This is a genomic window from Streptomyces sp. NPDC006691 (assembly GCF_042869955.1).
In the GTDB taxonomy this organism is placed as follows: Bacteria; Actinomycetota; Actinomycetes; order Streptomycetales; family Streptomycetaceae; genus Streptomyces.
In genome coordinates this window covers 325788-348497 of the sequence record NZ_JBIAGW010000002.1, presented here as the reverse complement: position 1 = coordinate 348497, position 22710 = coordinate 325788, and the positions used below count along the sequence as shown (strand labels likewise).

The 22710-nt window shown below is 70.7% G+C and carries 17 protein-coding genes; 12 read left to right on the top strand and 5 right to left on the bottom strand.

Annotated features, from left to right (window positions below):
- Window positions 1-3: 3 nt before the first annotated feature.
- The 3 genes from ACFYNP_RS05030 to ACFYNP_RS05020 form a co-directional block, all read right to left on the bottom strand.
- Window positions 4-2430: a SpoIIE family protein phosphatase gene (locus tag ACFYNP_RS05030; protein WP_388782722.1), complete on the bottom strand. Its 2427-nt coding sequence runs from the start codon at window positions 2428-2430 to the stop codon at window positions 4-6.
- 134 nt (window positions 2431-2564) lie between these two features.
- Window positions 2565-4979 (bottom strand): MFS transporter, encoded by a 2415-nt coding sequence (locus ACFYNP_RS05025; RefSeq protein WP_388782719.1) that lies wholly within the window; start codon window positions 4977-4979, stop codon window positions 2565-2567.
- 188 nt (window positions 4980-5167) lie between these two features.
- Complete coding sequence (locus tag ACFYNP_RS05020; RefSeq protein ID WP_100575176.1) at window positions 5168-5611, bottom strand: SRPBCC family protein; 444 nt, start codon at window positions 5609-5611, stop codon at window positions 5168-5170.
- Window positions 5612-5772: 161 nt separating this feature from the next.
- Here ACFYNP_RS05020 and ACFYNP_RS05015 point away from each other — a divergent pair, with 161 nt between their 5' ends.
- The gene (locus tag ACFYNP_RS05015) at window positions 5773-6810 is read left to right on the top strand and encodes an Rv2578c family radical SAM protein (protein ID WP_388782716.1); all 1038 of its coding nucleotides are present in this window, start codon (window positions 5773-5775) and stop codon (window positions 6808-6810) included.
- An 82-nt stretch (window positions 6811-6892) separates the two neighbouring features.
- Entirely contained in the window at window positions 6893-7303 is a 411-nt protein-coding gene (locus ACFYNP_RS05010; protein ID WP_388403946.1) for a RidA family protein, read from the top strand.
- A gap of 45 nt (window positions 7304-7348) precedes the next feature.
- Here ACFYNP_RS05010 and ACFYNP_RS05005 read toward each other — a convergent pair whose 3' ends face one another.
- Window positions 7349-7930, bottom strand: coding sequence for an adenylosuccinate lyase (locus tag ACFYNP_RS05005; protein WP_388403944.1), 582 nt, complete (start codon window positions 7928-7930; stop codon window positions 7349-7351).
- Window positions 7931-8024: 94 nt separating this feature from the next.
- Here ACFYNP_RS05005 and ACFYNP_RS05000 point away from each other — a divergent pair, with 94 nt between their 5' ends.
- The 10 genes from ACFYNP_RS05000 to pssA all read left to right on the top strand — a co-directional run bounded on the left by ACFYNP_RS05000 (window position 8025) and on the right by pssA (window position 20725).
- On the top strand, window positions 8025-9470 hold the full coding sequence (locus tag ACFYNP_RS05000; RefSeq protein WP_388782713.1) for a hypothetical protein: 1446 nt from the start codon (window positions 8025-8027) through the stop codon (window positions 9468-9470).
- 365 nt (window positions 9471-9835) lie between these two features.
- The gene (locus ACFYNP_RS04995) at window positions 9836-11617 is read left to right on the top strand and encodes a 3-hydroxyacyl-CoA dehydrogenase family protein (protein ID WP_388403940.1); all 1782 of its coding nucleotides are present in this window, start codon (window positions 9836-9838) and stop codon (window positions 11615-11617) included.
- A 91-nt stretch (window positions 11618-11708) separates the two neighbouring features.
- The gene (locus ACFYNP_RS04990) at window positions 11709-12515 is read left to right on the top strand and encodes a TetR family transcriptional regulator (protein WP_388403939.1); all 807 of its coding nucleotides are present in this window, start codon (window positions 11709-11711) and stop codon (window positions 12513-12515) included.
- A gap of 414 nt (window positions 12516-12929) precedes the next feature.
- Window positions 12930-14267, top strand: coding sequence for a crotonyl-CoA carboxylase/reductase (ccrA, locus tag ACFYNP_RS04985; RefSeq protein WP_388403937.1), 1338 nt, complete (start codon window positions 12930-12932; stop codon window positions 14265-14267).
- A 14-nt stretch (window positions 14268-14281) separates the two neighbouring features.
- Complete coding sequence (locus ACFYNP_RS04980; protein ID WP_388782711.1) at window positions 14282-16309, top strand: protein meaA; 2028 nt, start codon at window positions 14282-14284, stop codon at window positions 16307-16309.
- Window positions 16306-17280, top strand: a complete 975-nt coding sequence (locus ACFYNP_RS04975) for an HpcH/HpaI aldolase/citrate lyase family protein (protein ID WP_388403930.1) — start codon at window positions 16306-16308, stop codon at window positions 17278-17280. The genes ACFYNP_RS04980 and ACFYNP_RS04975 overlap by 4 nt, the downstream gene beginning before the upstream one ends.
- A 5-nt stretch (window positions 17281-17285) precedes the next feature.
- Window positions 17286-17846, top strand: a complete 561-nt coding sequence (locus tag ACFYNP_RS04970; RefSeq protein WP_388405185.1) for a MaoC family dehydratase — start codon at window positions 17286-17288, stop codon at window positions 17844-17846.
- Between the two features lie 2 nt (window positions 17847-17848).
- Window positions 17849-19054, top strand: coding sequence for an acyl-CoA dehydrogenase family protein (locus tag ACFYNP_RS04965; protein WP_388403927.1), 1206 nt, complete (start codon window positions 17849-17851; stop codon window positions 19052-19054).
- A gap of 173 nt (window positions 19055-19227) precedes the next feature.
- On the top strand, window positions 19228-19884 hold the full coding sequence (locus tag ACFYNP_RS04960) for a phosphatidylserine decarboxylase (protein WP_100575165.1): 657 nt from the start codon (window positions 19228-19230) through the stop codon (window positions 19882-19884).
- Complete coding sequence (gene pssA, locus ACFYNP_RS04955) at window positions 19871-20725, top strand: CDP-diacylglycerol--serine O-phosphatidyltransferase (protein ID WP_388782709.1); 855 nt, start codon at window positions 19871-19873, stop codon at window positions 20723-20725. Before ACFYNP_RS04960 ends, pssA begins: the two co-directional genes overlap by 14 nt.
- A 423-nt stretch (window positions 20726-21148) precedes the next feature.
- Here the strand turns inward: pssA and ACFYNP_RS04950 are convergent, their stop codons facing one another.
- The gene (locus ACFYNP_RS04950; protein WP_388782706.1) at window positions 21149-22684 is read right to left on the bottom strand and encodes an MFS transporter; all 1536 of its coding nucleotides are present in this window, start codon (window positions 22682-22684) and stop codon (window positions 21149-21151) included.
- Between the last annotated feature and the right edge of the window lie 26 nt (window positions 22685-22710).

The following is a 22710-nucleotide window of genomic DNA, read 5'->3' as shown; positions in this document are numbered from 1 at the left end:
GTGTCAGCGCGGGCAGCGTCCCCCGTTCGGGAGCGCCACGTCGAACCAGACGGTCTTGCCGCCGCCGGTGCGGCTGGTGCCCCACTCGCGGGCGAGCGCGTTGACGACGCGCAGGCCCCGGCCCGCCTCGTCGCCCGGGCCCGCGCTCAGCAGCGCCGGCAGGGCGTGGTCGTCGTCGACCACCTCGCACAGCAGCGCTTCGCTGCGCACCAGGCGCAGCTCGACCTGGTGGCCGTGGGCGTGCCGGACTCCATTGGTGACGACCTCGCTGACCAGCAGCTCCACGGTCTCACCGACCTCCGACAGGCCCCACAGCGCGAGCTGTTCACGGACCAGGCGGCGGGCCCGGCCGACCTCGCGCGGGTCGGCGTCCAGGCGCCACTCGGCGACGTCCTCGCGGGCGATGCCATTGAGCCGGGCCAGGAGCAGGGCGACGTCGTCCTTGCGGCCGCCGCGGGTGTTGAGGGCGCGGATGATCGTGTCGCAGGCGTCGTCCATGGAGGCCGCGGGGTGGGCGGCCGACTCGGCGAGCGTGGCGAGGCCGACCCCTATGTCCTCGCCACGCACCTCGACGAGCCCGTCGGTGCACATGACGAGCCGGTCGCCGGGATCGACCTTGATGCGGGCCGTCTCGAACGGCACTCCGCCGACGCCGATCGGGGCTCCGGTGGGCAGTTCCAGAAGTTCGCTGCGGCCGTCCGCCGACCGTACGATCACCGGCGGCACATGGCCCGCGTTGGCCATCAGGAGTTCACCCCTGATCGGGTCGTAGACCGCGTACAGGCAGGTGGCCAGGTAGTGCTCACCGAGGCGCTGCGCCAAGTCGTCCAGGTTGCGCAGGAGTTGGTCGGGCGGCAGGTCGAGCGCCGCCATGGTCTGCACGGCGGTGCGCAACTGCCCCATCATCGCTGCCGAGTTGAGGCCGTGGCCCATCACGTCGCCGACCACCAGGGCGGTGCGTGAGCCGGGCAGTTTGATCGAGTCGAACCAGTCGCCGCCGACCCGGCCGAGCAGGGTGCCGGGCAGATAGCGCGTCGCCGTGTCGCAGCCGGCCATCCGCGGGGCGACCTGCGGCAGCATCGAGTCCTGGAGGGTGTCGGCGACGCTCTCCTGGTAGGTGTACATGCGGGCGTTGTCGAGGACGAGCCCGGCCCGGGCGGCCAGTTCGGCGCCGGTGACGCGGTCCATGTCGTTGAACTCGGCCCGCTCGGCGTGCCGCAGCAGGATCATGAAGCCGAGCACCACGTTGCGCGCCTTGAGCGGCACCACCAGCATCGAACGGCCGTTGATGAGCGGGCGGATGTCGCGCTTCTCGAACTGCGAGGCGATGGCGGTGCCCATCTGCTCGCTGATCCGCGGCACGAGCACCGGGTCGCCGGACGTCATGCACTGGAAGAACGGGGTGTGCGCCGGGAAGGGCATGGACTCGCCGACCGGCACCACGTCGTCCCAGCGGCCCGGGGCGTCGACGTGCTCGACGGCCACCCGGTGCCACAGGGTCCGCTCGTCGGGTGGCCCGTCGGGGAAGCCCTCGCCCGCGATGACCTGTTCGCGCAGATAGGTGCCCGCGACGTCGGTGAAGCGCGGCACCACGGCGGCGCTGACTTCCTGGATGGTGCGGGACAGATCGAGCGAGGACCCGATGCGGCCGCTGACCTCGTTGAGGAATTCGAGCCGCTCGCGCACCGCCGCGTATTCGAGGTCGGCGGCGAACTCGGGCGCGGGCGGCTGGGGTTGGGTGACCGGCTCCAGGGGGTGGCGGCGCCGTGCGGCCCGGTGCTCGGCGCGCCGGGGCACGCCCCAGTCGGGGGTGACGGGCACCCGGTCGTGCTGGCTGAACTCCAGTACCGGATAGCCCAGTTCCAGGACCTGGGCCACTATCCGGGAGCTCTCGCCGACGCTCATGCTGGGCAGGATCTCGGGCAGCCGCCGGGCCAGCTCGTCGGCGCCGGGGAAGTCGGTGTGCAGGGCGAAGCCGGGAGCTATCCGCTCGACCGAGCCGTCGTCGCCGTCGCCCTCCTCCTGGAGCTGGCGGGCGTCCGCCGCGAGGACCAGGAGGCGCTCGGGCCCGGGGCCGACCAGCGGATAGGCCCACCACAGCACATCCGTGCGCTCGCGGCCCGGTTCGGACAGGGCGGCCCGCCCCGCGCTGGGGTAGGCGGTGCGGCCGGCGAGGGGCGCGTCGAGGCCGGGGCCGAACTCGTCGAACACGTCGTAGTCGTCGTAACTCTGCTCCAGGGCACCGGAGACGGGCAGCAGATCGGCGGCCGGCCTGCCGACCGCCTCCTCCTTGCCGGCACCGAACAGCCTGCGGGCACCCGAGGACCAGTGCGACACGAGGCCGTCACCGTCCACGACGATCACGGCGAGCGGGATCCGGCCGGCCGCGGCGACCTGGTGCGGCAGCTTCGGCGGAGTACCACTGTCCATGGGTGGAAGGCTCCTTCCCCGCCGCGAGAAACGGCGGCTGTCCCACCACCGTACGGGGTTCGCGGTGCCGCGCGGGAGCCAACCTGTGAATGGGCGTGCGCCCGCGCGCACATGCCGCCCGCATTGACCAAAGGTCAGTCCTCGTGCCCCAGTTGAAGATCCCGCTCGGTCCGCCCGCCGCCCGCCACCTGGAGCACGGTGGCCACCGGCGGGTACCCCGCCGCGATCACCGTGTACTCGCCCGAGGACAGGTCCACGAAGCGGAAGGTGCCGTCGGGGCCCGTGGTGAGGGTGTCGACCACGTTGCCCGCGGCGTCGAGCAGGGTGACCCTCGCATCCTCGACCGGGCGGCCGCCGCCCGCGCGGACCGTGCCGCGCAGGACCGCTCCCCCGGCCAGCTCGATGTCCTGGCGGGTCTCGCGGGAGGCCTGCACACTGACGGGAAGGGCGGCGGGGCGGAAGGCGGGGGCGCTGGCGGCCAGGGTGTACTCGCCCGCCACCAACTCCCCGATGACGTACGTTCCTTCGCGTCCGCTGCGGGTCGCGGAAACCACCTCGCCGCGTACGTCGGTGAGGGTGACGGCGGCGTCCCGTACGGGGGTGCCGTCGGCGGTGACCACCGTGCCGGCGAGGCGGCCCGCGCCGCCGAGGACGACATCGAGGTCGACCGGGCGCTCGCCCACGGTCACGGCGACCGCCTGCGGCTGGTGGCCGCCGGCCGCGGCGATCAGGACGTAGGAGCCGGCGCCGGGCACGCTCAGCGCGTACCGCCCGTCTGCGCCGCTGGCGCCGCGTCCGACCTGCTGGCCGCGTACGTCGACGAGGGTGAGGGCGGCGCGCGGCACGGTGCTGCCGTCGTGGTGCTGGACGGTGCCGGTGACCGGAACGCCGCTGACGTAGCCGGAGTTGGGCGCGGTGCGGGCATGGGGCAGGGGCGCGGTGTCGGTCACGGGCGCGGTCTCGGTGGCGGGGGCGTTGTGGGACACCAGCGGTTTCTCCTTGAGGAAGAAGGCGAGGACGAAGCCGAGCACGAGCACCGGCACGAGGTAGAGGAAGATCCGCGGCATGGCGTCGGCGTACGCCCGGATGTAGCCGTCGCGCAGCGCGGGCGGCAGCGCGTGCACCAGCTGCGGAGTGATCGACTCGGGGTCGGGCAGATGGGCTCCGGCCGGAAGGCGTTCGGTGAGCGCGTGGGCGAGGCGGTTGGTGAAGAGCGTGCCGAAGATCGCCGCGCCGACGCTGCCGCCGATCTGCCGGAAGTAGTTGTTGGCGCTGGTGGCGGTGCCGAGGTCGGCCGGGTCCACGGCATTCTGCACGGCGAGGACCAGGACCGGCATGACCAGGCCGATGCCCGCGCCGAGCACGGCCATCCAGAGGCTGTAGTCGAGCCGCGGGGTGTCGGTGCCGAGCTTGGAGAGCAGCCACATGCCGACGGCGGAGATCGCGCCGCCGAGGATCGGGTAGATCCGGTAGTGCCCGGTGCGGCTGATGAGCTGTCCGGAGATGATCGAGGCGCCGACGATGCCGCCCATCATGGGCAGCACGAGCAGTCCGGACTCGGTGGCGCTGGCGCCGTCGACCATCTGGAGGAAGGTCGGCAGATAGCTGGCGGCCCCGAAGAGGGCGACACCGATGACGGCGCCGACGAGGCCCGAGATGTTGAAGATGGAGTCGCGGAACAGCCTGAGCGGGATGACCGGTTCGGCCGCGAAGTTCTCGACGACCAGGAACAGCAGGGTCGTTCCGGCGGCGCCCGCCGCGAGGCCCAGGATGGTGCGTGAGCCCCAGGCGTACTCGGTGCCGCCCCAACTGGTCAGCAGGACCAGGCAGGTCGAGGCGGTGGCGAGCAGCAGCATGCCGAGGATGTCGAGCCGGGGCCGCACGCGGGGCCGGGGCAGTTTCAGTACGACGGTGATGACGGCGAGGGTGACCAGGCCGAAGGGCACGTTGATGTAGAAGCACCAGCGCCAGGAGGCGTGGTCGGTGAAGAAGCCGCCGAGCAGCGGTCCGGCCACCGAGGCGAGTCCGAAGACGGCGCCGATCAGGCCCATGAACCGGCCGCGCTGCCGGGGCGGCACGATGTCCGCGATGATCGCCTGGACGCCGATCATGAGTCCGCCGCCGCCGATGCCCTGCATCGCGCGGAAGGCGATCAGCTCGTTCATCGTGCGTGACCAGCCGGCCAGCGCCGAGCCGATCACGAACACGACGATCGCGAACTGGAAGACGGGCTTGCGCCCGAAGAGGTCGCCGAGCTTGCCGTAGATCGGCAGTCCGATGGTGGACGCGAGGAGGTAGGCGGTGACGGCCCAGGAAACCTTGTCCAGGCCGTGCAGATCGCCCACGATCTTGGGCAGCGCGGTCGCGACGATCATCTGGTCGAGCGCCGCGAGCAGCAGGGTGAGCATCAGGCCGAGGAAGACCATGCGCACCCGGCGCGGGTCCAACGCGGCCTCGGGCTGCGGGAGTTGGTCCTCCGGTGGTGGTGCCGGGACCGGAACGGGCTCGACAGCCCGCTCGTCGTCCTTCACCAGAGTGATCCCGCCCACGTAACTCTCCCCTCGTCGCGCTTGCGCCGAGGCATTTCTCGCATTGGCCGACATCCGGGGCAAGCGAGACGAGGGGGGCGACGGGCGTGCGCCGGGGGCTTAAGCGCTGGCGGGAGCACCTACGGCGCACAACGGACCGGAACGGAAATCCACCCGAACCGGTGACCGTACGACAGGGTTCGAGCGGGCTACTTCTCGACCTCGGCGGCGAGCTTGGCGAGGATCGCGTCGTAGATGCGGCCAAGTCCCTTGGGCGCGAAGGTCCTTTCGAAGAAACCGCCGATGCCGCCCGCGCCGTTCCACACGGTGCTGACGACGACCTTGGAGCGGCCCTCGCCCGCGGGCGTGACCGTCCAGGTGGTGACCATGGAGGAGTTGCGGTCCTTCTCGACGAGCTGTCCGTCGGTCGGCTCGGTGACCTCAAGGAGGCAGTCGCGGACGCGCTTGCTGGTGGCCTGGAGCTTCCAGTGGACGAGGGTGCCCTCGCCGTCGCCGCCCTCGCGGACCTCGTACTCGCTGAAGTGCTCCGGCAGGAGCTTGGGGCGGCCGTCCTTGTAGTCGGCCAGCATGTCGAACACGGTCTCCGGATCCGCCGCGACGATCCGCTCCGTCGTGGCCTCGACCTGCGCCATGGCATTTCCTCCAGCACTTGTGTTTCCGGGGTTCGGGGTGGGCCAAGCCAACCACCTCGGGGTCTCCGGTCCTAATCCGGGTTGCGATCAAGAAGGGAACATGTGTTCTATTCAGGGGTGGGCGGGACCGAACAGGGCCCACGGGAAGCAAGGAGGCGTTCATGCGCTGGGAGAATCTCGCCGATGACGACGCCCCGGAGGGTACGGGCCGCACCGCCGCGCTGTTCGCCGCGGACGCGGTGACCACCCGGACGTTCGACACCCCCGAGTTCCGCGGGATCACCTTCCACGAGATCCGGGCCCGCTCGATCGTCAACCGGGTGCCGGGCGCCTCGCGGATGCCGTTCGAATGGACCGTCAACCCCTATCGCGGCTGCTCGCACGCCTGCGTGTACTGCTTCGCCCGCAAGACGCACAGCTATCTGGACCTGGACACCGGCCTCGGCTTCGACTCCCAGATCGTGGTGAAGGTGAACGCGCCCGAGCTGCTGCGCGGACATCTGGCCTCGCGCCGCTGGCAGGGCGCGCACATCGCGATGGGCACCAACGTCGACTGCTACCAGCGTGCGGAGGGCCGCTACCAGCTGATGCCGGGCATCATCGCCGCACTGCGCGACCACGCGAACCCGTTCTCCATCCTGACCAAGGGCACGCTCATCCTGCGCGACCTGGAGCTGCTCAAGGAGGCGGCCCGGGTGACCGAGGTGGGCATCTCGGTCTCGGTGGGCTTCGTCGACCGCGAGCTGTGGCGCACGGTCGAGCCGGGCACCCCCGCCCCCGAGCGCCGCCTGGACGTCGTCCGCACACTGACCGGACACGGCATCGGCTGCGGGGTCCTGATGGCGCCCGTGATCCCCTTTCTCGGCGACCACCCCGACCAGCTGCGCGCCACCGTCCGCGCGATCGCCGCCTCGGGCGCCACCTCGGTGACCCCGCTCGTGCTCCATCTGCGGCCGGGCGCGCGCGAGTGGTTCATGGCCTGGCTCGGGCAGCACCATCCCCATCTGGTGCGGCGCTACGAGCGGCTGTACGCGGAGGGGGCGTACGCGCCGAAGTGGTACCAGCGCCGGATCACCGGCCAGGTGCACGAACTCGCCACCGAGTTCGGTATCGGCCCCGCGCATCGGGGCGCCGCCCGGCGCATTCCGGCAGCCCCGGCGCCCGCCGAGCCCGAACCGACCCAGCTCACACTGCTCTGAGCGGGCCGGCGGCCCTCAGCCGACCGTTCCCTACTCGGGGGTCCCGGACCGATTGTCAGTGGTGTGCGCGAGGATGGTGACCATGACTTCACCGACTCGCATCCTCGCCCCCGAAGGCATCTCTCCCGGCAACGGCTACAGCCATGTCGTCTGGGGCACCGGCCGGTTCGTGGCGATATCCGGGCAGTGCGCGCTGGACGAGAAGGGCGACGTGGTCGGCGAGGGTGACGTGCGGGCCCAGGCCGACCAGGTCTTCGAGAACCTGCGCCGCTGCCTGGCCGCGGCGGGCGCCACGTTCGAGGACGTGGTGAAGCTGACCTACTTCGTCACGGACATCGCCCACCTGCCCGCCGTGCGCGCCGCCCGCGACGCCGTCATCACCTCCGAGCAGTTGCCGGCCAGCTCCGCGGTCCAGGTCAGCGCCCTGTTCCGGCCCGAACTCCTGGTGGAGATCGAGGCGTTCGCGGTGACCGACCCGGCCGAGCACGCCTGAGCGAAGCGGCCACGCGCCCCGGGCCGCCCGAGTGGAGCCGAGGGGCTAGCGCCCCCGGCCCGCTTGGATCCGGCGCAGCGCCCAGGCCGCCGAGCGGGCGAGCCGGGGGTGGGCCAAGGCTTCGCCGAGCACCTCGACGGCCTGCTTGTCACCGAGCTCGCCCAGGCCCTCGATGCAGGCCGTGGCCACACGCCCGTACGGATTGTGCGGCGAGAGCAGTGGCCGCAGGGTCTTGATCAGGGCCGGTACGGACTCGGGGGCGCGCAGGGCGGTGAGCAGGCGTACGGGGTGCAGCGCATAGGCGGTGCGCAGCTCGTTGGTGGCGAGGGCCGCGGCGGCCCGTGCGGTGCGCGGGTCGCCGAGCCGGGCCAGGGCGTAGGCGGCGGTCGCACAGCGCTCCGGGTCCCGGTGGTTGAGCAGCAGGATCAGCGACTCGAAGGCCCGCCGGTCCCCCGCGACCCCGAGCCGGAAAGCGGCGATCTCCCGTGCCCAGAGCGGGCGTTCGGGCTCGATGAGCACCGCCGCCAGCTCACCCTGGTCGACGGTGGCGATCAGCCGCTCGTACGCCGGTGGTCCGCCGCTCTCGGCCCGCACCCGGTCCAGCAAGGACCGGAACTCCTCATCCATGTCCAAAAGCCTAGTAGCGCAAGGGCGTTGGCACCCCAAGGATGATCGGATCCCGGTGTCCGCCGGGAAAATGCCACGGGCAAGGAGCGGTTCCATGGAGCCCAACGGTGTGCCCGCGCGGGGTGAACGGCCCGCGCGCCCCCGATTACCCGGCCGACGGGCCGAGCACGGCCCGGACCGGACGGCGCGCCCGGACGCGAGCCACGGAACCGGCAGGCGGGACGCCGACGCCGAGGTGCTCAACCTGTGCGCCGCCGCCGAGCGGGCCCTGCCCGGCGGCGCCCCGCCGCTCGCGCCCGACCTCCTGCTCGCCGCCGCGCGGCTCGGCTGGCGGGCGCAGGCGGGGGCGGCGGCGCGCGAGCGCATCGTCGCCCTCGCCGCGCCACCGGCCGGCTCGGAGTGCGAACCCCGCCGGATCGCGACCCTCGCCCTGGCCCAGCCCGTGCGCCAAGCCGAGCTGGTGGTGGGCCAGTTGGGCAGGTTCCGCACGGAGAGCATGTCCGATGCAGAAGATCTGCGGATGCTCGGGACGGCCGCGTACGCGGTGGGCGAGCCGGTGCTCGCGGCGGACTGCCTCAACCGCGCGGAGACACTGCTGCGCGATCAGGGCCGGCCCGGCCCGCTCCCCCATGCCCTCGTCGTCCACGCCCAGGCTCTGCTCGAACTCGGCGACTGGCACCGGGCGGCCCGGGCCGCCGAGGAGATCCGCCGTCTCGCCGCGGAAGGCCCGGGGCACCCGGAGTGCCAGGTGGACGCGCTGACGGTCGGGGCGCAGGCGGCGGCCCTCGGCGGTGACACCGGGGCCGCGCTGCGCCTCGCGGACCGGGCCGAGTCCCTCGACGCCGGCGGGCCGAGCGCCGCCGCGGCCACGCGGGTGCGCCTCGTGCGCGGCATCGCGGCCTGCGCGGACGGGCGTTACGGCGACGCGTACGCGCTGCTGCGGGCGCTGTTCCCCGAAGAGAGCGGCGTCGATCCCGACCCGCCCGGCCGGGACCGGCCAGACCCCCACTCACCCGACCGGGACCGGCCAGACCCCCACTCACCCGGCCCGAGCGGCCCAGACCCCCACTCGCCCCCTCGGTTTGTTCTGGGCCTCAACTCGGGCGTACCGGACGGTGGTTCGTGGTGCCGGGAGAGCTTCGGGGCGATCGGGTTCCTGGCCGAGGCGGCCGTGTCACCGCACCGCCGCAGCGAGGCCGCGGCCGTGGTCGCCGCCCTCGCGCGGCGGACCGCGGGGTCCCCGGCTTCCCTGCTGCGCGTCCAGCTGCGGTACGCGGCCGCGATGCTTGCCGACGACGTGGAGGCGGAGACCCTGTTCCGGCGGGCCCTCGCCGACAACCTGGCCCGCTGGCCGTGGCCGCGGGCACGTGCCGAATTCGCTTACGGCCGCTGGCTGCGCGCACAGCGCAGGACCGCCGAGGCGTGCCCGCTGCTGCGCTCGGCGCGTCTCGCCTTCGAGCGCATCGGCGCCCGGCCGTGGGCGGAGCGGGCCGCCGAGGAGCTGCGGAACGCGGGTGGACCGCCGCGCGGGCCCGGCTGACCGGAGCCCGGCGGCCGCGCACCGGCCGCTCCTCCGCGGCGGGGCGGGCCGGATCACGCCGCTCCTCAGGAGCGGGCGAGCCAGATCACATGGACCGATGCCGCCTCAGGTCTGGCGCGCTCGTTACTCGCCAGTTAATCTCAGGTGAGCGGGTAACCCCCGCGACTCCGGTGGCCTGGTGACGCAGCCACCGCGAGTGATCGTCGGTTCGGCAGTTCTGTACGACGTGCCCCGGGACAGGGCCGTCGGCCCTTGCACCACGACTCACCTCCCGCACGCCGTGCGCCCGTTGGCGTATTCGAGCGCCCCCTGATGCCGGTCGCGTGCGCCCTCTCTCAGTCGTCACTCATCCCTGGAGTCCCGTGATGGACGTCCCCCTGAACACTGTCGCCGTGGTCGGACTCGGCACGATGGGCACCGGCATCGCCGAGGTCCTGGCCCGCGCCGGCCGCGAGGTCATCGGCATCGACATCAGCGAGCGCGCCGGCCGCCAGGCGGTGGCCGCCCTGGAGGCCTCCACGGCCCGCGCGGTGGCCCGTGAGCGGATCACCCCGCAGGAGCGCGGCGACATCCTCGCCCGGTTCCGTACCTTCACCGACCTCCAGGCCGCGGCCGAGGCCGAGCTCGTCATCGAGGTCGTGCCCGAGTCGTACGAGCTCAAGCAGCAGGTCTTCCACGCACTCGACTCCATCGTCGCGCCCACCACGATTCTGGCGACCGGCACCAACGCCCTCTCGGTGACCCGGCTCGCCGCCGACTCCGCGCACCCCGAGCGCGTCATCGGCCTGCACTTCTTCAACCCCGCGCCCGCGATGAAGCTCGTCGAGATCGTCTCGTCCGTGCTCACCGCTCCCCCGGCCGTCGACGCGGTCACCGCCCTCGCCCTCGACCTCGGCAAGGAGCCCGTCGCGGTCGGCGACCGCCCCGGTTTCGTCGCCGACGGGCTGCTCTTCGGCTACCTCAACCAGGCGGCCGCGATGTACGAGTCGAAGTACGCCTCGCGCGAGGACATCGACGCCGCGATGAAGCTCGGCTGCGGACTGCCGATGGGCCCGCTCGAACTGCTCGATCTGATCGGCATCGACACCGCGCGGACCGTCCTGGAGGCGATGTACGCCTCCTCCCAGGACCGGTTGCACGCACCCGCCCCCATCCTCGGCCAGCTCACCGAGGCGGGGCTCACCGGCCGCAAGCGCGGCCGCGGCTTCTACACGTACGAGGGTGAGGGCAGCTCGGTCGTGGTGCCCGACGCCCAGACGCCGGACGCCATCGCGGGCTTGGGCGGCGGCCGGGAGATCCGCTCGGTCGGCGTGGCCGGCTCGGGCACCATGGCCTCCGGCATCGCCGAGGTCTTCGCCAAGGCCGGGTACCACGTGGTGCTCGCGGCCCGCAGCCTGGAGAAGGCCGAGACCGCCAAGTCCCGTATCGGCACGTCGCTTTCGCGCTCCGTCGACAAGGGCCGGCTCACCGCCGAGGCGCGCGAGGAGACCCTGGCCCGCATCACGGCGGCGGGCGCGCTGGAAGCCTTCGCCGAGGTCGACCTCGCGGTCGAGGCGGTCGCCGAGGACCTGGAGGTGAAGCAGCAGCTCTTCGCGGCCCTGGACAAGATCTGCAAGCCGGGCGCGGTGCTCGCCACCACCACCTCCTCGCTGCCCGTCGTCGCCTGCGCCCGCGCCACCTCGCGCCCGCAGGACGTCATCGGGATGCACTTCTTCAACCCGGCGCCCGCGATGAAGCTCGTCGAGGTGGTCCGCACGGTGCTCACCTCCGACGAGGCGCACGCCACCGTCCGCGAGGTCACCGCGAAGATCCGCAAGCACCCGGTGGACTGCGGCGACCGCGCCGGGTTCATCGTCAACGCGCTGCTCTTCCCGTACCTCAACAACGCGATCAAGATGGTGCAGGAGCACTACGCGACCCTGGACGACATCGACGCCGCGATGAAGCTGGGCGGCGGCTACCCGATGGGCCCGTTCGAACTGCTCGACGTGGTGGGCCTGGACGTCTCCCTGGCCATCGAGAAGGTGCTGCACGCCGAGTTCCGTGACCCGGGCCTGGCCCCCGCGCCGCTGCTCGAACACCTCGTCGCGGCCGGCTGCCTGGGCCGTAAGACGGGCCGCGGATTCCGCGAGTATGCCCGGCGCTGATCCGGAGGCGGGGTGGGGCGGGCTGCTGGATCCTCCGGGCAGCCCGCCCCCGTGGGCACGACTTCCTGCGAATATGCAGTACGTTCGGTCCATGCCCCAGCCAGCCAGGTCCTCCCGTACGAACGCTGTGCCCGACGCCCCGGAAAGTGCCGCGGGCAGCAGGGCGGCCGCACAGCGCCTCAAGATGCGCCGTGAGCTGGCGGCCGCGGCGATGGACCTGTTCTCCGCGAAGGGGTACGAGGCGACCACCGTCGACGAGATCGCGGCCCGCGCCGGGGTCGCCCGGCGGACCTTCTTCCGTCACTTCCGCTCCAAGGAAGAGGCGATCTTCCCCGACCACGACGACACCCTGGTGCGTGCCGAGGCGGTCCTGAACGCGGCGCCCCCTCATGAGCATCCGCTCGACACCGTGTGCCGGGGCATCAAAGAGGTCATGAAGATGTACGCGGGCTCCCCCGCGGTGTCCGTGGCCCGCTACAAGCTGACCCGTGAGGTGCCGACCCTGCGGGAGGCCGAGATCGCCTCGGTCGCCCGCTACGAGCGCCTCTTCACGCGCTATCTGCTCGGCCACTTCGACGAGCACGACCACCAGCCGGGGAACGACGACCCGCTGCTCGCGGAGGTGGCCGCCTCGGCGGTCGTCACCGCGCACAACCACGTGCTGCGCCGCTGGCTGCGGGCCGGCGGCCAGGGCGATGTGGAGAGCCAGCTCGACCACGCCTTCGCGATCGTGCGGGAGACCTTCGGCTCGGGCATCGGCGCCGGCCGTACGGCCAAGCCGAAGGCGGCCGCGGCCTCGGTGTCGACCAGCGACGAGGTACTGGTCGCGGTGGCCCGTACGGACGCGCCGCTCGACGAGATCATGCAGAGCATCCAGCAGGCCCTCAGGACCAGGTAGCACTCGATACGGCATGACGTCGGCCGCATCCCCCTTCCGGGGGGTGCGGCCGTTCGCGTTCCCGGGCGAGGCGCTACGAGGCGCTGACCTGCAACGATCGATCATCGCTCATCTGCGCGGGCCATTCTGCAATTGAGAGAAACTCTTGGCACGCAGTGTCTTGTCACTTGGCACCGGGTGCCATACGTTGATGTTGTCCGGGCGGTCGGCGGCCGGCGGAACCGCCGTACGCCGACTGTCCCCACGAGCCGCCACTGGCCCGTGCGCCCGGACGCCTGCGTCACAGGCAACCCTCCCGCGCCCACCCGGCGCTGCCGCACTCGAACCACACCGCCGAACCGACGGCACACCTCCACAGCACCACCCCCGAAGACCCTCAACGCCCCTCAGGGGCGCTTCGACGGAGGCAACACCGTGAAGGAAATCCTGGACGCGATCCAGTCGCCGGAGTCCACCTCCGCCGACTTCGCCGCTCTGCCGCTCCCCGAGTCCTACCGCGCGATCACCGTGCACAAGGACGAGGCGGAGATGTTCGCCGGGCTCAGCACCCGCGACAAGGACCCCCGCAAGTCCCTGCACCTGGACGAGGTCGCGATCCCCGAACTCGGCCCGGGCGAGGCCCTGGTGGCCGTCATGGCCTCCTCGGTCAACTACAACTCGGTCTGGACCTCGATCTTCGAGCCCGTCTCCACGTTCAGCTTCCTTGAGCGCTACGGAAAGCTCAGCGAGCTCACCAAGCGGCACGACCTGCCGCACCACATCATCGGCTCCGACCTCGCCGGAGTCGTGCTGCGCACCGGGCCCGGAGTCAACGCCTGGCACCCCGGCGACCAGGTCGTCGCGCACTGCCTGTCGGTGGAGCTGGAGAGTTCGGACGGACACAACGACACGATGCTCGACCCCGAGCAGCGCATCTGGGGCTTCGAGACCAACTTCGGCGGACTCGCGGAGATCGCGCTGGTCAAGTCCAACCAACTCATGCCCAAGCCCAAGCACTTGAGCTGGGAGGAGGCCGCCGCCCCCGGTCTGGTCAACTCGACCGCGTACCGCCAGCTGGTCTCGCGCAACGGCGCCGGCATGAAGCAGGGCGACAACGTCCTGATCTGGGGCGCCAGCGGCGGACTCGGCTCCTACGCCACGCAGTTCGCGCTCGCGGGCGGCGCCAACCCGATCTGTGTGGTGTCCTCGCCGCAGAAGGCGGACATCTGCCGCTCGATGGGCGCCGAGGCGATCATCGACCGCAACGCCGAGGGCTACCAGTTCTGGAAGGACGAGCGGACCCAGGACCCCAGGGAGTGGAAGCGCTTCGGCAAGCGCATCCGCGAGTTCACCGGCGGCGAGGACATCGACATCGTCTTCGAGCACCCCGGCCGCGAGACCTTCGGCGCGAGCGTCTACGTCACCCGCAAGGGCGGCACCATCACCACCTGCGCCTCCACCTCGGGCTACATGCACGAGTACGACAACCGCTACCTGTGGATGTCCCTGAAGCGCATCATCGGCTCGCACTTCGCCAACTACCGCGAGGCGTGGGAGGCCAACCGCCTGGTGGCCAAGGGCAAGATCCACCCGACGCTCTCCAAGGTGTACGCCCTGGAGGACACCGGACAGGCCGCCTACGACGTGCACCGCAACCTGCACCAGGGCAAGGTCGGCGTGCTCGCGCTCGCCCCGCGCGAGGGCCTCGGCGTCAGCGACCCCGAACTGCGCGAGAAACACCTCGACGCCATCAACCGCTTCCGCAACATCTAGGCCCAGGACGATTCATGACAGAGCGTCAGAAGGATCGGCCGTGGCTCATGCGGACGTACGCGGGTCATTCGACCGCCGAGGCGTCCAACGAGCTCTACCGCCGCAACCTCGCCAAGGGTCAGACGGGTCTGTCGGTCGCGTTCGACCTTCCGACGCAGACCGGATACGACCCCGACCACATCCTCGCCCGCGGCGAGGTGGGCCGGGTCGGGGTCCCGGTGTCCCATCTCGGTGACATGCGGCGGCTGTTCCAGGACATCCCCCTGGAGCAGATGAACACCTCGATGACGATCAACGCCACCGCGATGTGGCTGCTCGCCATGTACCAGGTGGTGGCCGAGGAGCAGGGCGCGGACATCACCAAGCTCCAGGGCACCACGCAGAACGACATCGTGAAGGAGTACCTCTCGCGCGGGACGCACGTCTTCCCGCCGGAGCCTTCGCTGCGCCTGACGACGGACATGATCTGCTACACCGTCAACAACATCCCCAAGTGGAACCCGATCAACATCTGCAGCTACCACCTCCAGGAGGCGGGAGCCACCCCGGTCCAGGAGATCGCGTACGCGATGTCCACCGCGATCGCCGTACTCGACTCGGTGTTCGCGTCGGGCCAGATCCCCGAGGACCGCAAGGGCGATGTGGTCGCCCGCATCTCCTTCTTCGTGAACGCGGGTGTCCGCTTCATCGAGGAGATGTGCAAGATGCGCGCCTTCGGCCGCATCTGGGACAAGATCACACGGGAGCGGTACGGGATCGAGGACGCCAAGCAGCGCCGGTTCCGCTACGGCGTCCAGGTCAACTCGCTCGGCCTGACCGAGGCGCAGCCGGAGAACAACGTCCAGCGGATCGTCCTGGAGATGCTGGCCGTGACGCTGTCCAAGGACGCCCGGGCCCGTGCTGTCCAACTCCCGGCCTGGAACGAGGCGTTGGGGCTTCCGCGGCCCTGGGACCAGCAGTGGTCGCTGCGCATCCAGCAGGTGCTCGCGCACGAGAGCGACCTGCTGGAGTACGAGGACATCTTCGCCGGATCGCATGTCATCGAGGCGAAGGTGGACTCCCTCGTCGAGGAGTGCCTGGCCGAGATCGACCGGATCCAGGAGATGGGCGGCGCGCTCGCGGCCGTCGAGTCGGGCTACCTCAAGTCGCAGCTCGTCTCCTCGCACGCCGAGCGCCGGGCCCGGATCGAGGCCGGCGAGGAGAAGATCGTCGGCGTCAACTGCTACGAGTCGACCGAGCCGAGCCCGCTCACCGCGGACCTGGACGGGGCGATCATGACGGTCGACCCGGCCGTCGAGGCCCGGGTCGTCGCCGCGCTGAAGAACTGGCGCGACACCCGCTACCAGCCGCCCTTCAACCACCCGCGGCCCTGCAAGGCGCTGGAGAAGCTGAAGGAGGCGGCCCAGGGCACCGGCAACCTCATGGAGGCCACCCTGGAGTGCGTGCGCTCCGGCGTCACCACCGGCGAGTGGTCCGAGGCGCTGCGGGAGGTGTTCGGCGAGTTCCGGGCGCCCACCGGCGTCTCCTCGGCCCCGGTCGCGGTCACCGCCGAGGAGGGCACCCCGCTGGCCGCGGTCCGCGAGAAGGTGGCGCGGACGGCCGCCGACCTCGGCTCGGGCCGGCTGCGCCTCCTGGTCGGCAAGCCGGGCCTGGACGGGCACTCCAACGGGGCCGAGCAGATCGCGGTGCGTGCGCGGGACGCCGGCTTCGAGGTGGTCTACCAGGGCATCCGGCTCACCCCGGAGCAGATCGTGAGCGCCGCCCTCGCCGAGGACGTGCACTGCGTGGGCCTGTCCATCCTGTCCGGCTCGCACGCCGCGCTGGTGCCCGACGTACTCGTGCGGCTGCGCGAGGCCGGCGCCGGTGACATCCCCCTCATCGCCGGCGGGATCATCCCGCCCGCGGACGCCGAGGAGTTGCGCGAGGCGGGCGTAGCCGCCGTTTTCACTCCCAAGGACTTCGGTATCACGGAGATCATCGGCCGTATCGTCGACGAGATCCGGAAAGCGAACAAGCTCGACCCGTTGGAGGTCCCCGCATGAGCACCCCCGTCAGCCCTGTCAACCGGCTCCGCCCCCGCCGCTCCTGCCTCGCGGTCCCCGGGTCGAACCCGCGCTTCCTGGAGAAGGCCCAGGGCCTGCCGGCCGACCAGGTCTTCCTCGACCTGGAGGACGCCTGCGCCCCGCTGGCCAAGCCCGAGGCGCGGCACACCATCGTCAAGTTCCTCAACGAGGGCGACTGGACGGGCAAGACGCGGGTGGTGCGCGTCAACGACTGGACGACCGAGTGGACGTACCGCGATGTCGTCACCGTCGTCGAGGGCGCGGGCCAGAACCTCGACTGCATCATGCTGCCGAAGGTGCAGGACGCCCAGCAGATCGTCGCCCTCGACCTGCTGCTCACCCAGATCGAGAAGACGATGGGCTTCGAGGTCGGCAAGATCGGCATCGAGGCGCAGATCGAGAACGCGCGCGGCCTGAACAACGTCAACGCGATCGCGGAGGCCTCGCCGCGGACCGAGACCATCATCTTCGGCCCGGCCGACTTCATGGCGTCCATCAACATGAAGACCCTGGTCGTGGGCGAGCAGCCGCCCGGGTACGGCGCGGACGCCTACCACTACATCCTCATGAAGATCCTGATGGCCGCGCGCGCCAACGACCTCCAGGCGATCGACGGCCCCTACCTCCAGATCCGCAACGTCGACGGCTACCGCGCGGTCGCCCAGCGTGCGGCCGCCCTCGGCTTCGACGGCAAGTGGGTGCTGCACCCGGGCCAGGTCGAGGCGTCGAACGAGATCTTCTCGCCGTCGCAGGAGGACTTCGACCACGCCGAGCTGATCCTGGACGCGTACGAGTACTGCACGTCCGAGGCGGGCGGCAAGAAGGGCTCGGCGATGCTCGGCGACGAGATGATCGACGAAGCCAGCCGCAAGATGGCCCTGGTCATCTCCGGCAAGGGCCGGGCGGCCGGTATGCAGCGCACGTCCAAGTTCGAGATCCCGGAGGCGTGAGCACCATGCAGTTCGGCCGCACCTATGAAGAGTTCGAAGTCGGCGCCGTCTACAAGCACTGGCCCGGAAAGACGGTCACCGAGTACGACGACCACCTGTTCTGTCTGCTCACCATGAACCACCACCCTCTGCACCTGGACTCCAACTACGCGGAGAACACGACCGACTTCGGCAAGAACGTCGTGGTGGGCAACTACATCTACTCGCTGCTGCTCGGCATGAGCGTGCCGGACGTCTCCGGCAAGGCGATCGCCAACCTGGAGATCGAGTCGCTGCGGCACGTGGCGCCGACCTTCCACGGCGACACGGTCTACGGCGAGACGACGGTCCTCGACAAGACCCCCTCGAAGTCGAAGAACGACCGCGGGATCGTCCACGTCGAGACCAAGGGCTACAAGCAGGACGGCACCCTGGTCTGCGTCTTCCGGCGCAAGGTGATGGTGCCGACCGAGACGTACATCAAGGAGCGCGGCGGGGAGCAGCCCGGTCGGCCCGTGCTCGTCGAGCCCGCGCAGAAGGCGGCCGGCAAGCCCGCCGAGCAGCCCGCCGAGAAGACGGAGAAGTAGCCATGGCCCGTCTCGCGCAGACCGCCGGTCTGACCGACGTCCAGCAGGAAATCCTGTCCACCGTGCGGGACTTCGTCGACAAGGAGATCATTCCGGTCGCGACCCAGCTGGAGCACAAGGACGAGTACCCGACGCGGATCGTCGAAGGGCTCAAGGAGTTGGGCCTGTTCGGCCTGATGATTCCCGAGGAGTACGGGGGTCTCGGGGAGTCGCTGCTCACCTACGCACTGTGCGTGGAGGAGATAGCGCGTGGCTGGATGTCGGTGTCCGGCATCATCAACACGCATTTCATCGTGGCGTACATGCTGAAGCAGCACGGCACCCAGGAGCAGAAGGACACCTTCCTGCCGCGGATGGCGCTCGGCGAGGTGCGCGGCGCGTTCTCCATGTCGGAGCCGGCGCTCGGCTCGGATGTGTCGGCGATCACGTCGAAGGGGGTCAAGGACGGCGACGAGTACGTCCTGAACGGCCAGAAGATGTGGCTGACCAATGGCGGAACGTCATCACTCGTAGCCGTTCTGTGCCGGAGTGACGAAGGACACCCCGAGGGCACCGCCCCCCACAAGTCGATGACGACCTTCCTGGTGGAGAAGGAGCCGGGCTTCGGCGAGGTCCGGCCCGGCCTCACCATTCCCGGCAAGATCGACAAAATGGGATACAAGGGTGTCGATACCACCGAACTAGTCATGGACGACCTGCGAATTCCGGCCAATCGCGTACTCGGCGGGACCACCGGTCGAGGGTTTTACCAAATGATGGACGGCGTCGAGGTGGGCCGCGTCAACGTCGCGGCACGTGGCTGCGGAGTCGCTCAGCGTGCATTTGAGCTGGGTGTCTCCTATGCCCAGCAAAGGCACACTTTCGGAAAGCCGATCGCCCAGCACCAGGCGATCCAGTTCAAGCTCGCCGAAATGGCTACCAAGGTCGAAGCGGCGCATGCGATGATGGTGAACGCAGCACGCAAAAAGGACTCCGGGGAACGAAACGACCTCGAAGCAGGGATGGCGAAGTATCTCGCCTCCGAGTACTGCAAGGAGGTGGTGGAAGACGCGTTCCGCATTCACGGCGGTTACGGCTTCTCCAAGGAGTACGAGATCGAGCGCCTGTACCGCGAGGCGCCGATGCTGCTCATCGGTGAAGGTACCGCCGAGATCCAGAAAATGATCATTGGGCGCCGACTTCTTGAGGAGTACCGGTTCCAGGGTTGATTGTCGCTTTTGAGTCGGTCTGGCCGCGAAGAACATCACACCCTGTCATCGTCTTCCGGCCGCCGACTCGGCTTCTGGCTTGCCCAGTTGCGGCTCGCAACCGATACCATCGCCGGTAAACCTGCCGCCGTCCCCCGTTGCCAGCGCGGCATCATCCGCTACGAAGGTCATCCATGCCCCACAGCCAAACCTCTGCACCACGCGACGGCTTCCTCAAGGGACGCCTTGCTCGCGGAGCATCGCCGTGGCTTCTGCCGACCGTCGCCACCGCAGCCCTCAGCCTGGCCCGCTCGCGCCGCTCCAAGGGCGCCGCGATCGTGGCCGTACCCACCACCGCTCTCGCGGCGGGCATGCTGTGGTTCTTCCGCGACCCCGAGCGTGAGATCACGCAGGGGCGGGTCATCTCCCCCGCCGACGGTGTGGTGCAGAGCATCATGCCGTGGAAGGACGGGCGTACCCGCGTCGCGATCTTCATGAGCCCGTTGAACGTCCACGTCAACCGCGCGCCCCTCGCGGGCACGGTGACTTCGGTGGAGCACATCCCCGGTGGCTTCGTTCCGGCGTTCAACAAGGAGAGCGAGAACAACGAGCGCGTCGTCTGGCACTTCGACACCGAGCTCGGTGACATCGAGATGATCCAGATCGCCGGCGCGGTCGCGCGGCGCATCGTGCCGTACATCCCCCAGGGCACCAAGGTGGAGCAGGGCGAGCGCATCGGCCTCATCCGCTTCGGCTCGCGGGTCGACATCTACCTTCCCGAGGGTGTCGAGGTCGCGGTCGAGGTCGGTCAGGCGACCACGGCGGGGGTGACTCGAATTGACCGTGATTGATCCCGAGACGCAGGCCGGCTGGGTCCCCGAGGCGGAGTCCGAGGACGACGTCGAGGACATGCCGCTGTCACTGCGGCTGTCGATAGCGGACACCCTCACGCTGGGCAACGCCACGTGCGGCTTCATGGCGGTGTACTTCACCACCACCGGCATCCTCATCCCGCACCTCTCCGGCAGCCAGGAGACCGGCATGGCGCGGCACTCCGCCGCGACCGCCGTGATCCTGATGCTGCTCGCCGCGATCTTCGACCTCTGCGACGGTCTGGTCGCGCGCAAGCTGCGCAGCTCCCCGATGGGCGCCGAGCTGGACAACCTCTCGGACCTCATCAGCTTCGGGCTCGCCCCGGCCTACTTCGTGCTCGTGTACGGCATGGTCGCGGACGACGCCCACCAGCGGGTCGCCGCGGTCGCGGCGATCACGGTGCTGCTCGCCGTGGTGCTGAGACTCGCGCGGTTCTCGTGCGTGACGATGAAGGACGGCATGTTCCAGGGCATGCCGAGCCCGTTCGGCGCGCTCACGGTCGTCTCGATCGTCCTGCTTGAGCTGCCGTTCGTCCCGACGCTGCTCGCCGTCATCGGGGTCGCCTGGCTGATGGTGAGCCGGGTCGAGTACCCGAAGCCGCGGGGCATCCTCGCGGTGGCGATGCTCAGCTGGATCATCGGGGCGATGGGGCTGCTCGCGGCCTGGGCGTTCGACGCGCCCGGCGGCCAGGCGCTGCTCCAGACCGGCTGTGCGCTCCAGATCGTCCTGGCCGCCACGATCCCCCTCTTCGCGACGGCCCGCCGGGTGAACACCTTCCGCGACAACCGCCGCGAGGCGCGGGCGGCGCAGCTGCCGTAGTTCCTCACAGTGCTGGAAAGGGGCCCCGGGTTCTAGAACCCGGGGCCCCTTTCCGTGCTCCCGCACCGCCGTGCTCCCGTTCCGCCCAGTCTCGCGTGCGTGCGGGGCGGGCTGCTTGCTTGCCGGCGGGGCATGCTGCCGCCTGCCGGCTCACTCGGCTGCGGGTCGGGGTGGCTTGTCGCGCAGTTCCTCGCGCCCCTGAACCCGTTGTCGGTCGGCGTCGCACCGTGCGTGGTTGCTCGCGCGGTTCCCCGCGCCCCTGAACCCGCCTTCGGGTGCAGGGGGCGGAGCCCCCGCCCGGGGTTCGAGGGGCGGAGCCCCTCAGCGGGTCTGGGGGCGCAGCCCCAGGGCTCAGCTCACCCCACCCGCCGCACAGGCGGGCTGGTGGGCAAGCCCCCTGGGGTCTGGGGCGGAGCCCCGGGGTCAGTGGGCGTTGTCCGTGGGGCGGAGGTCGCCGGGGATCTTCGCCCAGGCCAGCACCGCCGCGGCCAGTGGCAGCGCCGCGGCCAGCAGGAAGGTCGGGGTCATGCCCGCGGTGAAGGCCGCCGAGGCCTTCTCCAGGAGCAGCGCCCCGGCCGGGCCGCCGAGCGAGGAGGCGACATGGGCCGCCTCGCCGACCGAGTCGCGTACGGAGGCCGTCGCGGCCCCGTCCAGGCCGAGCTCGGGCAGCTTGGCCCGGTACAGGGCCGCCGCGATGCTGCCGAGGATGGCGACGCCCATGGCGGCGCCCAGCTCGTAGCAGGTCTCCTCGACGGCGGCCGCACCGCTGACGTGCTCCTTGGGCGCGGAGGCCATGAGCGTCACCGAGGCCGCCGTGGTCGCGATGCCGACGCCGCAGCCGAGCACGCCGAGCGCCACGGCCACGCCGGGGTAGGCCAGCGGGCCGGACTGCTGGAACAGCCACGGCAGGGCGAGTCCCGCGGTCATCAGGAGCAGCCCGCCGCCGATGACGTGCCGGATCGGCAGCCGGTGCATCAGGGCCGGGGTCACCAGCGAGGTGACGACCAGGCCGAGCGGCGCCGGAAGCAGCCGCACACCGGCCTCCAGGGGGCTGTAGCCCTGGCCGTACTGGAACCACTGCGTGACCAGGAACAGCGCCGAGCCGAGCGCGATCATCCCGAGGAAGATCGAGGCGGCGGCGATGCTGAAGGAACGGCTGGTGAAGAGCCGTACGTGGAAGAGCGGCTGGGCCAGCCGCAGCTGGCGGCGGACGAACACGGTCAGCGCGACGGCCGCCACCCCGAGCAGCACCCAGGCGACGGGGTCGGCGGGGCCGCCCTTGCCGAGCTGCTTGATGCCGCCGGCCAGGGCGAGCATGCCGACGACGGACTGCCCGACGCCCCACCAGTCCCAGCGGCCCTCGCGGGGCTGACGCGACTCGGGCAGGATCCAGGCGCCCAGCGCGATGATCACCAGGGCGACCGGGATGTTGATCAGGAAAGCGGACTGCCAGCCGTTCTGCTCCACGAGCAGACCGCCGATCACCGGGCCCAGCGCCATGCCACCGCCGAAGACCGCCGCCCACACCGCGTAGGCGAGGGCGCGCTCACGGGCGTCGGTGAAGACGTCGCGCAGGATCGACAGGGTGGACGGCATGATCGCCGCGCCACCGACGCCGAGCAGCGCGCGGGCGGCGATGACCTGCCAGGCCGCGGTCGCGAAGACCGCCATCAGGGAGGCGAGCGCGAAGATCGCGAAGCCGGTGAGCAGCAGTCGCTTGCGCCCCCAGCAGTCGCCGAGCGCGCCGGCCGTCACCAGGAGCCCGGAAAGCGCGAGCGCGTACACGTCGATGATCCACAGCTGCTGTACGGAGCTGGGCTGAAGGTCGCTCACCAGGGAGGGGAAGGCGACGTTGAGGATCGTGGTGTCCATCGCGATGAGCAACAGGCTGCCGGACAGGATCGCGAGAACGAGCCAGCGCCGGGGATCGAGGGCCGGCGCGCCGAGGGGCGACGTCATGAAACACTCCAGTATCGAATGAGACA

Bases quoted from the DNA above. Each gene is read 5' to 3' on its own strand.
- ACFYNP_RS05030 (WP_388782722.1), bottom strand. From the start codon at position 2,430: ATGGACAGTGGTACTCCGCCGAAGCTGCCGCACCAGGTCGCCGCGGCC.
- ACFYNP_RS05020 (WP_100575176.1), bottom strand. From the start codon at position 5,611: ATGGCGCAGGTCGAGGCCACGACGGAGCGGATCGTCGCGGCGGATCCG.
- ACFYNP_RS05015 (WP_388782716.1), top strand. From the start codon at position 5,773: ATGCGCTGGGAGAATCTCGCCGATGACGACGCCCCGGAGGGTACGGGC.
- ACFYNP_RS05010 (WP_388403946.1), top strand. From the start codon at position 6,893: ATGACTTCACCGACTCGCATCCTCGCCCCCGAAGGCATCTCTCCCGGC.
- ACFYNP_RS05005 (WP_388403944.1), bottom strand. From the start codon at position 7,930: ATGGATGAGGAGTTCCGGTCCTTGCTGGACCGGGTGCGGGCCGAGAGC.
- ACFYNP_RS05000 (WP_388782713.1), top strand. From the start codon at position 8,025: ATGGAGCCCAACGGTGTGCCCGCGCGGGGTGAACGGCCCGCGCGCCCC.
- ACFYNP_RS04995 (WP_388403940.1), top strand. From the start codon at position 9,836: ATGGACGTCCCCCTGAACACTGTCGCCGTGGTCGGACTCGGCACGATG.
- ACFYNP_RS04990 (WP_388403939.1), top strand. From the start codon at position 11,709: ATGCCCCAGCCAGCCAGGTCCTCCCGTACGAACGCTGTGCCCGACGCC.
- ACFYNP_RS04980 (WP_388782711.1), top strand. From the start codon at position 14,282: ATGACAGAGCGTCAGAAGGATCGGCCGTGGCTCATGCGGACGTACGCG.
- ACFYNP_RS04975 (WP_388403930.1), top strand. From the start codon at position 16,306: ATGAGCACCCCCGTCAGCCCTGTCAACCGGCTCCGCCCCCGCCGCTCC.
- ACFYNP_RS04970 (WP_388405185.1), top strand. From the start codon at position 17,286: ATGCAGTTCGGCCGCACCTATGAAGAGTTCGAAGTCGGCGCCGTCTAC.
- ACFYNP_RS04965 (WP_388403927.1), top strand. From the start codon at position 17,849: ATGGCCCGTCTCGCGCAGACCGCCGGTCTGACCGACGTCCAGCAGGAA.
- ACFYNP_RS04960 (WP_100575165.1), top strand. From the start codon at position 19,228: ATGCCCCACAGCCAAACCTCTGCACCACGCGACGGCTTCCTCAAGGGA.
- ACFYNP_RS04950 (WP_388782706.1), bottom strand. From the start codon at position 22,684: ATGACGTCGCCCCTCGGCGCGCCGGCCCTCGATCCCCGGCGCTGGCTC.